Source organism: Leifsonia sp. NPDC058248 (genome assembly GCF_042881905.1).
GTDB lineage: Bacteria > Actinomycetota > Actinomycetes > Actinomycetales > Microbacteriaceae > Leifsonia.
In genome coordinates this window covers 146637-159000 of record NZ_JBHVXB010000004.1, presented here as the reverse complement: position 1 = coordinate 159000, position 12364 = coordinate 146637, and the positions used below count along the sequence as shown (strand labels likewise).

13 protein-coding genes and 1 tRNA gene are annotated in these 12364 nt (G+C 67.8%); 11 read left to right on the top strand and 3 right to left on the bottom strand.

Annotated elements, in window-relative coordinates; all coding sequences use genetic code 11:
- Positions 1-35: 35 nt before the first annotated feature.
- Positions 36-1097: an aminotransferase class V-fold PLP-dependent enzyme gene (locus ACFVV5_RS08335; protein ID WP_387241784.1), complete on the bottom strand. Its 1062-nt coding sequence runs from the start codon at positions 1095-1097 to the stop codon at positions 36-38.
- A gap of 80 nt (positions 1098-1177) precedes the next feature.
- On the opposite strand from ACFVV5_RS08335, the gene ACFVV5_RS08330 reads away from it, so the two are divergent.
- The 6 genes from ACFVV5_RS08330 (at position 1178) to ACFVV5_RS08305 (ending at position 6484) form a co-directional block, all read left to right on the top strand.
- Complete coding sequence (locus tag ACFVV5_RS08330; protein ID WP_387241781.1) at positions 1178-2143, top strand: LysR family transcriptional regulator; 966 nt, start codon at positions 1178-1180, stop codon at positions 2141-2143.
- Between the two features lie 15 nt (positions 2144-2158).
- Positions 2159-3043 (top strand): ketopantoate reductase family protein, encoded by an 885-nt coding sequence (locus ACFVV5_RS08325; protein WP_387241778.1) that lies wholly within the window; start codon positions 2159-2161, stop codon positions 3041-3043.
- Positions 3044-3053: 10 nt separating this feature from the next.
- The gene (locus ACFVV5_RS08320) at positions 3054-3821 is read left to right on the top strand and encodes a fumarylacetoacetate hydrolase family protein (protein ID WP_387241775.1); all 768 of its coding nucleotides are present in this window, start codon (positions 3054-3056) and stop codon (positions 3819-3821) included.
- A gap of 25 nt (positions 3822-3846) precedes the next feature.
- Positions 3847-5382 (top strand): glutamate--tRNA ligase, encoded by a 1536-nt coding sequence (gene gltX, locus ACFVV5_RS08315; protein WP_387241772.1) that lies wholly within the window; start codon positions 3847-3849, stop codon positions 5380-5382.
- A 10-nt stretch (positions 5383-5392) separates the two neighbouring features.
- Complete coding sequence (locus tag ACFVV5_RS08310; RefSeq protein ID WP_387241769.1) at positions 5393-6355, top strand: NAD(P)/FAD-dependent oxidoreductase; 963 nt, start codon at positions 5393-5395, stop codon at positions 6353-6355.
- 57 nt (positions 6356-6412) lie between these two features.
- Positions 6413-6484: transfer RNA gene (locus ACFVV5_RS08305), tRNA-Gln, on the top strand.
- Positions 6485-7059: 575 nt separating this feature from the next.
- On the opposite strand, the gene ACFVV5_RS08300 is transcribed toward ACFVV5_RS08305, so the two are convergent.
- A complete protein-coding gene (locus tag ACFVV5_RS08300; protein WP_387241767.1) occupies positions 7060-7401 on the bottom strand; it encodes a hypothetical protein in 342 nt (113 codons plus the stop codon).
- A gap of 331 nt (positions 7402-7732) precedes the next feature.
- Between ACFVV5_RS08300 and ACFVV5_RS08295 the strand changes: the two genes are divergently transcribed.
- Positions 7733-8557, top strand: coding sequence for an alpha/beta fold hydrolase (locus ACFVV5_RS08295; protein WP_387241764.1), 825 nt, complete (start codon positions 7733-7735; stop codon positions 8555-8557).
- Positions 8558-8704: 147 nt separating this feature from the next.
- Positions 8705-9142 (top strand): DUF2510 domain-containing protein, encoded by a 438-nt coding sequence (locus ACFVV5_RS08290; protein WP_387241762.1) that lies wholly within the window; start codon positions 8705-8707, stop codon positions 9140-9142.
- Between the two features lie 80 nt (positions 9143-9222).
- On the opposite strand, the gene ACFVV5_RS08285 is transcribed toward ACFVV5_RS08290, so the two are convergent.
- On the bottom strand, positions 9223-9858 hold the full coding sequence (locus ACFVV5_RS08285) for a response regulator (RefSeq protein WP_387242372.1): 636 nt from the start codon (positions 9856-9858) through the stop codon (positions 9223-9225).
- Between the two features lie 198 nt (positions 9859-10056).
- Here ACFVV5_RS08285 and ACFVV5_RS08280 point away from each other — a divergent pair, with 198 nt between their 5' ends.
- The 3 genes from ACFVV5_RS08280 (at position 10057) to ACFVV5_RS08270 (ending at position 12361) form a co-directional block, all read left to right on the top strand.
- The gene (locus ACFVV5_RS08280) at positions 10057-10731 is read left to right on the top strand and encodes an SDR family NAD(P)-dependent oxidoreductase (protein WP_387241759.1); all 675 of its coding nucleotides are present in this window, start codon (positions 10057-10059) and stop codon (positions 10729-10731) included.
- A 161-nt stretch (positions 10732-10892) separates the two neighbouring features.
- On the top strand, positions 10893-11564 hold the full coding sequence (locus ACFVV5_RS08275) for an SMI1/KNR4 family protein (RefSeq protein ID WP_387241756.1): 672 nt from the start codon (positions 10893-10895) through the stop codon (positions 11562-11564).
- Between the two features lie 236 nt (positions 11565-11800).
- Positions 11801-12361: a dihydrofolate reductase family protein gene (locus ACFVV5_RS08270; RefSeq protein ID WP_387241753.1), complete on the top strand. Its 561-nt coding sequence runs from the start codon at positions 11801-11803 to the stop codon at positions 12359-12361.
- Positions 12362-12364 lie beyond the last annotated feature (3 nt).

Below are 12364 nucleotides of genomic sequence, written 5' to 3'. Positions count from 1 at the left end.
GCCGATTCTGGATGCGTTGGGCCCCCCTCAACGCGTCAGCGCAGGGCCTTCTCGACGAGGTCGATGTCGGCGGGGGTGTTCCAGAGGTGGAAGGCGACGCGTGCGCGGCCCGCACGACCCGAGGCCCGGATGCCCGCAGCGGTCAGCGCCGCGAGGTCGCGGCCGTCGGCATCCGGCCAGGTGACGATCGGCTGAGCGAGGGCCGGGATGGCGAGGCGCTCGCTCAGCTCGTCGCCCAGGCCGCTCACGTACGTGCGCACCTCGTGCAGGTCGAGCGCGGCGAAGAACTCGAGGGCGGCCGCCGTGCCGGGCCAGACCGGCCAGGCGGGGGAGACGTCGAAGCGGCGGGCATCCGGGGCGAGCTGGATGCCGGGACCGTAGCACGACGCCCACGGGTCGTCTCCGGCGAACCAGCCCGCCTGCACGGGACGCAGCTGGTCGAGCATCCGGTCGCCGACGGTCAGGAAGGCGGACCCGCGCGGGGCGCACAGCCACTTGTAGGCGTGGCAGACCGTGAGGTCGAAGCGTGAGGCGTCGACGGGAAGCCAGCCGGCCGCCTGGGTGAGGTCGGCGAGGGTGCGGGCGCCGTGGCGGGATGCTGCGGCGACCACTGCGTCGGTGTCGGCGATGCGCCCGGTCGCCGACTGCACCACGGAGAACGCGACCAGCCAGGTGCGCGGGCCGATCGCGTCGGCGAGTCGTTCGAGGGGCGCGTGGATCACGGTGACCCCGCGATGGGATTGCGCCAGGAACGGGTAGATCATCGAGGTGAAGTCGCCGTCGACGCAGACGATCTCCGCACCGTCGGGCGCGGAGCAGGCCGCGAGGCTGGTGAGCACCGAGATCTGCGAGCCGATCGCGACCTGGCCGACGGCGACCCCGACCAGGCGGGCGTAGGCGGCCCGGGCGGCTTCGACGGCTTCGCCGTAGTGGGCCGGGGTCGCCTCCCCGGCCGCCCAGGCGTCGAGCTCGGCACGGGAGGCGGCAAGCGTCTCCTGCAGCGGAAGCCCCTGCGTGCACGCCGCGAGGTACCCGGCGGAGTGCGTGAAATGGCTGCGCGCCTCGTCGAGGGTGGGAGCGGATGTCGTGCGGGCCATGCCTCCAGCGTGACGGATCCTCATTCATTCGACCACAGCCAGTGTTGAATTACATTCATTAGCTGTGGTTATGTTTCGGTATGACTCTCGACACGGCATCCGGCGTCACCAGACTCGACCTCGACTCGAACGCCCTGCGCGTCGTGCGCGCGGTCGCCGACCACGGATCGATCACCCGGGCGGCCGGCGCCCTCGGCTACAGCCAGCCCGCGATCAGCCAGCACCTCAAACGGCTCGAGGCACGGCTCGGGATGCCCGTGGTCACGCGCGTCGGACGCGGAGTGCGCCTCACCGAGGCCGGCCGGGTGCTCGCCCGGCACGCGACCACGGTGACCACTGCGCTAGACGCCGCCGCCGGCGAACTCGCCGACCTGCAGGGACTGCGCTCCGGACGGGTGCGGCTGACGGCCTTCCCGTCCGCCTCGTCGACCCTGGTGCCGCGGCTGCTCGGAACGATGGGAGCCGCGCATCCGGGAGTGCGCATCACGTACGCCGAGGCCGAGCCGCCCGAAGCGGTGGCGGCCGTGCGGGCGCAGACGGCCGACCTCGCGATCACCTTCAGCTATCCCGGCGACCGCGTCGACCCGCACCGGGAGAGCGCACGCGGCCTCGCCGTCATCCCCGTATGGCGCGACGAGATGCTGCTCGTGCTGCCGGCCGGGCATCCGCTCGCCGATGCGCCCGCCCTCGACCTGGCCGACCTCGCGGGCGAGTCGTGGATCGCCGGCTGCCCGCGCTGTCGCGGCCACCTGCTCGAACTGACGGATGCCCGTGACTTCGTGCCCCGCATCGCGTACGAGACCGACAACTTCGTCGCGGTGGTGAGCATGGTCGCCGAAGGCGTCGGGGTTGCGCTCATCCCGTCGCTCGCGCTCGGACCCGCCGTGAGGAACGATGGCGTGGTCATCCGGCCGACCGTGAACCACGACCATCGCACGATCAACCTGGTGGGGGCATCCGGAGCCGACCAGGTGCCCGCGATCGCGACGACGGCCACGGCACTGCTCGCTCTCGACGCCGAGGACTGGTCGCTGACCGAGGCGTGAACCTAGGCTGGAGCCATGACTGATGCTCGCCCCGTGATCGCCGTCGTCGGACCCGGAGCAGTGGGCGGCCTGCTCGCCTGGCTGCTGCATCGTGCGGGCGAGTCCGTCGTGGCGGTGGGCCGTTCCTCGACCGTCGCGGCCATCCGGGCGAACGGCATCGAGGTGCGCAGCGGCGAGTTCGGCACCGGCGTCGAACGGGTGCCGGCGAGTGTCGAGCTCCCGCGCGGCGCCAGCGTCATCGTGGCGACGAAGACGTACGGGCTGGCCGACGTGCTCCCGAGGGTCGCGGCGGCCGAACCGGTCGAGGTGCTGTCGCTGCTCAACGGGATCGAGCACCTGGCGCCACTGCGAGCGGCGCTGCCGGGGGTCGCGGTCGTCGGTGGGTCCATCACCGTGTCGGCGCTGCGTGCATCGCCCACGGTGATCGACCACCGGAGCCCATTCGTGCGGGTCGAGGTCCCGGATGCCGCTGCCGGCTTCGCCTCCGTCGCGGCCCTGACCGCCGCCGGGGTGAGCGTCCGCACCGGCGGCACCGAGGCCGAGGTGCTCTGGGCGAAGTTCCGGATCCTCGCGTCGATGGCCCTGCTCACCTCGTACTGGCGCGAACCGGTCGGGGTGGCGCTGTCGACCGACCCCGAGCTCACCGAAGACGTGCTCGCCGAAGTCGCCGCGTGCTCGACGGCCGAGGGCGTGCCGGCAACCGGAGCCCAACTCTCGGCGGCGCTGCGGTCGGTGCCGGCGGGCATGCGCACCTCGCTCCAAGAGGACCTCGCGGCGGACAACCCGAGCGAGCTCGACGCGATCGGCGGATCGCTCGTGCGCGTCGGCTCGGCACACGGGGTGGCGACGCCGGCCATCGAACGCATCGTCGAGGCGATCGGCGGATCGTCTCCGCGCTAGGCTCGACAGCGTGAAAATCGCACGCTTCAGCCACGCAGGCGCCATCGACTACGGAATCGTCGACGAGGACGCCCTCGTCGTCCTCGCGGGCGACCCGATGTTCGCCGGCTTCGACACCACCGGCGAGCGGGTGCCGCTCGGCAAGGTGGGCGCTCTGCTCGCGCCGGTCATCCCGCGCTCGAAGGTCGTCGCCGTCGGCAAGAACTACCGCGACCACGCAGCGGAGATGGGTGGGGAGGCCCCGGCGGAGCCGCTGCTGTTCCTCAAGCCGAACACCTCCGTGATCGGGCAGGGCGACGCGATCGTGCTGCCGCCGCAGTCGGCGCAGGTCGACTTCGAGGGCGAGCTCGCCGTCGTGATCGGCACCATCGCCAAGAACATCAAGGCGGAGGACGCCGCCGCGTACATCTTCGGCTACACGGTGGCCAACGACGTGACCGCCCGCGACCTGCAGAAGATCGACGGGCAGTGGGCCCGCGCCAAAGGCTTCGACACGTTCTGCCCGCTCGGCCCGGTCATCGAGACGGAGCTGAAGCCCGACGCGATCATCCGCACCCGGGTGAACGGCGAGCTGAAGCAGGACGCCAGGATCAGCGACATGGTGCACGACATCCCGTCGATCGTGGCCTACGCCTCGAGCGTCTTCACGCTGCTGCCCGGCGACGTCATCCTGACCGGAACGCCGGCCGGCGTCGGCCCCATCGTCGCCGGCGACACCGTCGAGGTCGAGATCGAAGGCGTCGGATCGCTCGTGAATCCCGTGCGCGTCGCGAAGTAGCCTCGCTGACTAGGATTGCAAGGGTATGTCTGACACCCCTGAAACCCCAGCAAACACCGTGCACCCGTTCTCCACGGCCACCGGCGCCGACGTCCGCGTCCGGTTCTGCCCGTCGCCCACGGGAACCCCGCACGTCGGTCTGATCCGCACCGCGCTGTTCAACTGGGCCTACGCCCGGCACACCGGTGGCAAGCTCGTGTTCCGCATCGAGGACACCGACGCCGCTCGCGACAGCGAAGAGAGCTACGACCAGATCGTCGAGGCGCTCACCTGGCTCCGACTCGACTGGGACGAGGGTGTGGGCGTCGGCGGACCGCATGCGCCCTACCGCCAGTCGCAGCGCTACGACATCTACCGCGACGTGGTCGGCAAGCTCACGGCATCCGGTCACATCTACGAGAGCTTCGCCACCGGCGAAGAGATCGAAGCGCGCAACGTCTCGCTCGGCCGCGACCCCAAACTCGGCTACGACAACTTCGAGCGCGACCTCACCGACGAGCAGAAGGCCGCCTACCGCGCCGAGGGCCGCCAGCCCGCGCTCCGCCTGCGCGTTCCGGACGACGACCTCAGCTTCGACGACCTGGTGCGCGGCGAGATCACCTTCCCGGCCGTATCGTTCAGCGACTTCGTCGTGGTGCGCCCCAACGGGCATCCGCTGTACCCGTTCGTCAACCCGGTCGACGACGCGCTGATGGGCGTCACCCACGTGCTGCGCGGCGAGGACCTGCTCTCGTCGACACCTCGGCAGATCGCGCTCTACCACGCGCTCATCGACATCGGCCTGACCACGTTCGTGCCGCGCTTCGGCCACCTGCCCTACGTGATGGGCGAGGGCAACAAGAAGCTCTCCAAGCGCGACCCCGAGTCCAACCTGTTCCACCACCGCGACCGCGGGTTCATCCCCGAGGGCCTGGTCAACTACCTCGCGCTGCTCGGCTGGTCGCTCACCCACGACCGCGACGTGTTCAGCATCGATGAGATGGTCGCCGCGTTCGACGTGGTCGACGTGAACCCCAACCCCGCGCGGTTCGACCTGAAGAAGGCCGAGTCGATCAACGGCGACCACATCCGGATGCTCGACGTCGCCGACTTCGCCGAGCGCACCATCCCGTACCTGGTCGCCGCCGGCATCCTCACGGAGCCGCTGACCGACGCTCAGCGTGCGGTGCTCGCCGAGGCGGCGCCGCTGGTGCAGGAGCGCATGCAGCTGCTGGGCGAGGCGCCCGGGATGCTCGGCTTCCTGTTCACCGACGCCGCATCCCTCGTCGTGGAAGACGACGCCCGTGCATCGCTTCCCGCCAACGCCGCGGAGATCCTCGGGGCGTCCCTCGGTGCGCTGGAGGACGTGCCCGAGGCGGAGTGGACGCACGAGAGCATCGAGTCGGCGCTGCGCGACATGCTGATCGAGACGATGGGCCTCAAGCCGCGCGTCGCCTTCGGACCGTTGCGCGTGGCGATCTCCGGACGCCGCGTGTCGCCGCCCCTCTTCGAGTCGATGGAGATCCTCGGCAAGTCCGAGACCGTCGCCCGGCTCGACAAGCTGTCGGCCGCGCTCGGATAGGTCTGCGGCGATGACGGAACGGAGGGCGGGGGAGCCGGAGTCGTACGAGGTGGTCGTGATCGGCGGAGGGCCGGCCGGGCTCTCGGCGGCGCTCAACCTCGTACGCGCGCGGCGGAGCGTGCTGGTGATCGACAGCAACCGGCCACGGAACGCTGCGACCCTGCTCGCCCACGGATTCCTCACGCGCGACGGCGTGCCGCCGCTGGAGCTGCGCAAGCTCGGACGCGACGAGGTCGAGAGCTACGACAACGGCGAAGTGGTGTTCGCGCTGGCGCAGACGGTGGAGGTGTCGGAAGGCGGATACCGCATTCGGGCGTCCGGCGTGCGCGGGGCGGCCGACCTCGACGTCGTCGCCGAGACGGTCGTGATCGCGACGGGCGTGATGGAGACGTTGCCGGCGCTGCCGAGCATCCGGGCCTACTACGGCACCCACCTGCACAGTTGCGTCGAGTGCGACGCCTTCGAGAAAGCGGATGCTGCGCTCGCGCTGATCGGCGAGACCACCGACCTCGCGGAGCGCGCACTGCTCCTCAGCCAGTGGTCGAGCGACCTCATCGTCTTCACCAACGGAGTCGGGCAGGTGAGCGACGACGACGAGCGCACCCTGGCCCGCCTCGGCGTGAGCGTGGAACGCCGCCCCATCGACGACCTGGTGGGGGAGAAAGGCGTGCTGTCCGGTGTGCGACTCGCCGACGGAACGGTGATCGGGCGGGAGGGTGGATTCGTCCGTCCGCTGTGGTCGCCGTCGCTCGGTTTCGCGGACGACCTCGACCTCGACCGCGACGACCACGGCTTCCTGCTCACGGACGCCCAGGGACGCACGTCGCTGCCCGGGATCTACGCGGCAGGGGAGTCTGCGCCGCCCGGGCCGCAGCAGCTCATCGTCGCAGCGGGCGCCGGCGCAGTGGTCGCCGGAGCGGTGAACCGCGACCTGATCGGCCTGGCCGTCGAGCGTGGCGCAGCCGTTTTGTAGTTCGGGCCCCCCGTAGGCTAAAGTTGACTCTCGGCGCCGGTCTCCGGATCAGCGCAGTGGGGTATGGTGTAATTGGCAACACGGCTGATTCTGGTTCAGTTGTTCTTGGTTCGAGTCCAGGTACCCCAGCAGTTCTTCGAAGTGAAAGTGAGCCCGGTCTTCCGGGCTTTTTTCATGCCTTCGCTCTCGCACGCCGGATGCGTCAGCCGATCAAATGCCCTCGGTAGGGCGACGCGATCGCCTGACGCGGGTGCTCTGTGGGTGTGTTGTTGCCCGGATCATGCGCTCGTCGGATAGTCGCGAAGAACGAAAGTCCGTGTCGCCGGGGCCATTTTGGTGAGAAGATGTCATTAATCGCCCCAGACCCTGGTGATGCTGTCTCCGAATCATTTTCGGCGCGTCACCACGGCTGGCCCGGATGACCGTCGTTTCGGGCGACGCCGTCATCCGGGCAGTGATATCGGATGCGCCTATTGTGATCGTCCGTGACGCAAAGCATTGGCGCCGCGGATCGCGGAGTTGAGACGCTCCACGAGGCGAGGGCCTGGTGACCCGACACCCGGCCCTCGTCGAGGGCCGTGCAGTGCATTTTGCGGAAGTCGGGCTATGCCGTCTCCGTCGGAATACCGCTCAACCAGACGCACACGTCAACGAGATGTCGCGGCGCCGTTCCGGCGGATCGAGAAGCAGTGGATCCGCCCGGATCAATTGGACCGCAGCAGCCGCGCGAGCGCCAGCCCGGCCGCTGACACCAGCGGAGCCGCGGCGATGACCAGCGCGACCGGATTCGGGCGGAACGTCGGCCCATGGGGCCCGCCGATGTAGGCGCCGATCGGTATTGAGTAGCCGCCGCCACCGCCGCCGCGTCCCTCGCCTCGCGTGGCGCCATCCGGATCGTCACCAGACCCCTCCCCGCCTCCGAAGCCGAAGACGACGATCGCGACGGGGAGGATGTCGTGTCCGTCGAGCGTGGTCTTCTCGCCGTACGCGAGCCGCGCACCCCAGGAGGGCACCGAGTCAGCCAGTCTCTCGATGAGGTTCGTCATGGCACGACCGTACGCGCGTCCGTGGCCCGCGACCAGAGGCAGTGCCCTTCGACGCCGACGGGCCCGAGCTCACGCAACCGATCCTTTTCTTTCCGCCACGAAAGTTGTCCGTTTCGGTAGAAACAACTTCACTCACGACGAATGACGACTCACGTGGCTCACAATCGCCGTGAACGGCTGATTTGCACGATCACGCGAGTCTCGCGCAATGCAGGGAGCCGGCGGTAACGGACGTGGATTTCGGGCACGGTGCCGATGTAGCCTGGCGATGCACCTTGGGTGCCCGCCGATCAGTCGAAACCACTCACACAGTACTGACTGAGGAGAGAATATGGGCACTATAACCACGTCTGACGGCACGGAAATCTTCTACAAGGACTGGGGCGCGGGACAGCCCATCGTGTTCAGCCACGGCTGGCCGCTCTCCGCCGACGACTGGGACAACCAGCTGCTGTTCTTCCTCAACCAGGGCTATCGCGTCATCGCGCACGACCGCCGCGGACACGGCCGGTCGACGCAGACCAGCGACGGTCACGACATGGATCACTATGCCGCCGATCTCGCAGCCCTGACGGAGCAGCTCGATCTTCACGACGCCATCCATGTCGGCCACTCCACCGGCGGCGGTGAGGTTGTGCATTACATCGGCCAGTACGGCGAAGACCGAGTCTCACGCGCAGCGATCATCAGCGCGGTGCCTCCGCTCATGCTGAAAACCGATGCGAATCCGAACGGCTTGCCCAAGAGCGTCTTCGACGACCTCATGGCGCAACTCGCCGCGAATCGGTCCGAGTTCTACCGCGCTCTCCCGACCGGACCGTTCTACGGATACAACCGGCCCGGTGTGGAAGCATCGGAGGCGATCATCCAGAACTGGTGGCGTCAGGGAATGATGGGTGGCGCCAAGGCGCACTATGACGGGGTCGTAGCCTTCTCGCAAACGGACTTCACCGAGGACCTCAAGAAGATAACGGTGCCGGTGCTCGTGATGCACAGCGAGGACGACCAGATCGTCCCTTACGCAGACGCCGGCCCGCTCTCCGCAAAGCTCCTGCGTAACGGCACGCTCAAGACCTATAAGGACTTCCCACACGGAATGCCTACCACGCAGGCGGACACGATCAACGCCGACCTTCTGGAGTGGCTGAAGAGCTGACCGACTGAGAGTTCGGCGCGCTCGTCCCCGGGCTTCCGCGGCCCGGAGATGTTGGACGGGCGTGACCATCCCGGCCCGCGTTCCATGGGGGGACGCAGGCTCGCGAACGCGTGGCCTAGCGGACGCCGCTCTGCCACAATGACGCCCATGGATGCCTCACAGGATGGCCAATCGCTCCCGCCGGCCGGATGGTTCGTGGACGCACAGAATCCCGCACAGGAACGCTGGTGGGACGGAACGAAATGGACCGAGCATCGGCGCAACCGTGAGGTCACTCCGGCTCCGCAGACCTATTCGCCGCCAGCTGCCCAGCCGCAGCCGTACGCATCGAACGCCTACCCTGGCCAGCAGCCGTACGCTGCACCGCGTCCGACGGGCCTGAGCCCGCGCGGGCGCACGGCGTTGACCGTCGGGATCGTGGCCGTTGGCCTGTTCGTGCTCGGCTTCTTGCTGATGATCCTCGGCGGGTCGACCGCGCAGCTGAACTTCCTGCTCTGGCTGGGGCTGCTCGTATTCAGCGGGGCGGTCGTCTGCGGCATCATTGCTGTGATTCTGGCAATCGTCGCCGCAGTACGACATACCTGATCGACGAGATAAACAGCGCGTCGAAGAGCCGGAAGCGGGAAGCGAACCTTCTGCGGAGGCTGCTTAGCCGCGCGTCTCGACTAGACGAGTCCGGTCCGGGCGGCGACGACCGCGATCTGCACCCGGTTTTTCACACCCCACTTCGTTTTGATCGCTGACAGGGTCGACTTGACCGTGGTCTCGGCGACGTAGAACTGCTGCGCGAGCTCCGCGTCGGACGCACCGGTGACGAGGGCGAGTGCGAACTGCCGTTCCCGGTCGGTGAGCTGGTCCAGTTTCGTCAGCGCGTCCTGCCGGGCATCCGTGTTTCTCGCGTCGTGCACCCACTCGGTGAGTTGCTTCGCGGCGCGTGGTGAGAACGCGGCGTCACCGGCTGCGACGTGGCGGACCGCGTCGATGATCCGGTGCGGGTCTTCGTCTTTGAGGAGGAACCCGGCGGCGCCGGCGGCGACCGCGTCGAGGACACGTCCGTCTTCGTCGAACGCAGTCATCATCAGGAATCTCGGGCCGGCCCCGTGGAACGCTTCGACGACGGCGACACCATCCATTCGTGGCATCCGCACATCGCAGAGGATCACGTGGGGGCGGAGTTCCGCGACCGCGGACACAACCTCGTCACCATCCGTCCGGCGACCGACAACATCGATGTCGACAGTGGTGGTGAGGATGGCTGTGAGACCAGCGGCGGCAAGCTGGTCATCATCGACGATGAGCACCCTGATCCGGTCAGGGATGCTTGAGTCGGTCACGCGGTGAAGTCTAGCGGCGGCCGGGCACAGAGGTGGTTCGGCTGGGTTCGTGCTCGCGACGGGTAATCTCGCAGAGGTCAGGTGTGTAGACGGTGATCCCCACAAACTGTCGCCCAACCTGGCGCGCTATGGTCAAGACAACACCATCGATCAAAGGAACCCACCGTGCCTGTCATCGCCATCATCGGAGCTGGACCGGGACTCGGAGCGGCAGTTGCGCGAAGGTTCGGGCGCGAAGGCTTCTCGATAGCCCTGATCTCGAGGAACCAGTCGAAGCTTGACGCCATGGCCGCGGAGCTCACGGCCGGCGGCTTGACCGCGCGTGGTTACGCCGCGGACGTGCTGGTACCGGCGGCACTTGAGGACGCCCTTGCACGTGCCGCGGCAGAGCTGGGACCCATCACCACGTTGCAGTACAGCCCGCTGCCGTCGCGTGAATACCTGAGGCCGGTGCTCGACCTGACTCCGGAGCTGGCGCTGGAAGCATTGCGGTTCTCGGCTCTCGGGCTCATTCACGCGGTGCGTACGGTGCTACCAGCGATGCGTCAGGCCGGAGGCGGCAGCGTCATCCTGATCAACGGCGGAACCTCGGTGAAGGCACGCGCCGACTTCGCAGGCACATCGGTCGCGTTCCCGGCCGAGAGCGCTTACGGTCAGATGCTCCACGACGCACTCGAGGGTGAGGGCGTCCGTGTCGCGCAACTCGTGATCCCGGGAGGCATTCCTCAGCTTCAGCTTGTCAATGGCATCGACGACGTCGCCGATCGCATTTGGGAGCTCCACGCCGTTGCGGGTCCGTTCCGTACTTTGCTCATCCCGCTCGAGGACGGCAGAGAGTAGGGGCGTTATCCGCGTTGGACTGTCTTCGTTGACTTCGGGACCGGCACGTCGAATCGGCCGTCGCTCAGAGCAATCGTGATCCCGGTGACGAGCTTCGCCGTATCAACACCGAAACGCCGTGTTGACGGGTTTCGACGGTGGCGATGTGACGTGAAGAGGGGATGTCGCGACTCGCAGTTTGTTGGGTGAATCGACGCATGGATGATCGTGGCGCCCGGATGGCAGAGGCTCTCCGTCGGGTCGAGCTGGAACTGCCTTCTTTGGCGCCGGCGTTGTGGGGAAATCTGCGAGGACCAGTCGATGACGAGGCGCTAACAGCCTTGCGGGCTGCAGTGTGGCCGATGCCGCTCCCTGCCGAGCTCGAGGTGCTCCTCCGCTGGCACGACGGGCAACCAGCACATGGTGAATGGTGGCCGACACTCGATTGCGGTCCGCTCCTGGGCGCGGACAGGATCGTTGAGTACGTGAAGCTGTTCCAGCAGACAGAACCGTGGCAGTGGAGTCATGCGTGGATCCCAGTCACGCAGGAGGGGTGGTACCAGGCCGCGGTCGACGCGGTGCCGGAACGATCGGGCACCGTCATCGACGCGAGCTGGCCCGATCGTCCCCGAGCCATCGCACCGAGCCTCGCCGACGCCATCGGCGCGGCGGTGGACCTCGGCCGAGCCGGACTTCTCCCGACCCCCGAGGATGACCGCGCAAAACGGGAAGAACGCGCAGCGTTCCTTGACGACCTCTGGCAGACCGAGTGGGCCACCAACCTCCTCGGACGACGCAGCGAAATCGACCCTGGCACCTGGCCCGAATCCTGGGGCGGACCGCAAACCGTCTAGACGGTCCGGAAGGCATGCTTGGGATGCGGACCACCTGAGCAGAGATCGCCTGGTGATCACCGTGCAGGAGTGGGCGGAGACCCCGTCTTTTCAGGTAGCGGAGCGGCGGTCGCGGCCGGCGACAGCTCTCGGTGGTGTGACGTGATCGCGCGCACCTTCCCGAGGTAAGTCTCACAACGAAGTCATTCTGAGTACGATCCAGTGAAACGCGATGCGCGCATCACGGGAGGAACCAGATGAGACCACTTCGATACTCGATCAACGTCACGCTCGACGGCTGCTGCCATCACGAGGCGGGGCTCCCTCCGGACGAGGATTCGATGCGCTACTGGACCGCTGAGATGGGACGAGCTGATGCCCTGCTGTTCGGCCGGGTGACCTACGAGATGATGGAGTCGGCGTGGCGGAAGCCAGCCACGGGCACGTGGCCCGACTGGATGGATGAGTGGCAGATCCCGTTCGCCGAGACCATCGACCGGGCGAAGAAGTACGTCGTTTCGAGGACGCTCGGCGGGGTCGATTGGAATGCCGAGCTGGTGCGAGGCGACCTGGGGCAGACGGTTCAGCGGCTCAAGCAGGAATCAGGCGAGGGCCTGTGGGTCGGTGGGGTGACGCTTCCTCTGGCGTTGGCAGATCTGGGTTTGATCGACGAGTACGAGTTTCTCGTGCAGCCGGTCCTTGCCGGACACGGGCCGACGTTGCTCGCCGGTCTGCGCGAGCGCATCCAGCTCGAGCTCGTGGATCGCCATGAGTTCCGGTCGGGGGCGGTCGCCATGCGATACCGCCCACGCGTGTAACGG

Coding starts and splice junctions, on each gene's coding strand:
- ACFVV5_RS08335 (WP_387241784.1), bottom strand. CDS start 1,097: ATGGCCCGCACGACATCCGCTCCCACCCTCGACGAGGCGCGCAGCCAT.
- ACFVV5_RS08330 (WP_387241781.1), top strand. CDS start 1,178: ATGACTCTCGACACGGCATCCGGCGTCACCAGACTCGACCTCGACTCG.
- ACFVV5_RS08325 (WP_387241778.1), top strand. CDS start 2,159: ATGACTGATGCTCGCCCCGTGATCGCCGTCGTCGGACCCGGAGCAGTG.
- gltX (WP_387241772.1), top strand. CDS start 3,847: ATGTCTGACACCCCTGAAACCCCAGCAAACACCGTGCACCCGTTCTCC.
- ACFVV5_RS08310 (WP_387241769.1), top strand. CDS start 5,393: ATGACGGAACGGAGGGCGGGGGAGCCGGAGTCGTACGAGGTGGTCGTG.
- ACFVV5_RS08300 (WP_387241767.1), bottom strand. CDS start 7,401: ATGACGAACCTCATCGAGAGACTGGCTGACTCGGTGCCCTCCTGGGGT.
- ACFVV5_RS08295 (WP_387241764.1), top strand. CDS start 7,733: ATGGGCACTATAACCACGTCTGACGGCACGGAAATCTTCTACAAGGAC.
- ACFVV5_RS08290 (WP_387241762.1), top strand. CDS start 8,705: ATGGATGCCTCACAGGATGGCCAATCGCTCCCGCCGGCCGGATGGTTC.
- ACFVV5_RS08275 (WP_387241756.1), top strand. CDS start 10,893: ATGTCGCGACTCGCAGTTTGTTGGGTGAATCGACGCATGGATGATCGT.
- ACFVV5_RS08270 (WP_387241753.1), top strand. CDS start 11,801: ATGAGACCACTTCGATACTCGATCAACGTCACGCTCGACGGCTGCTGC.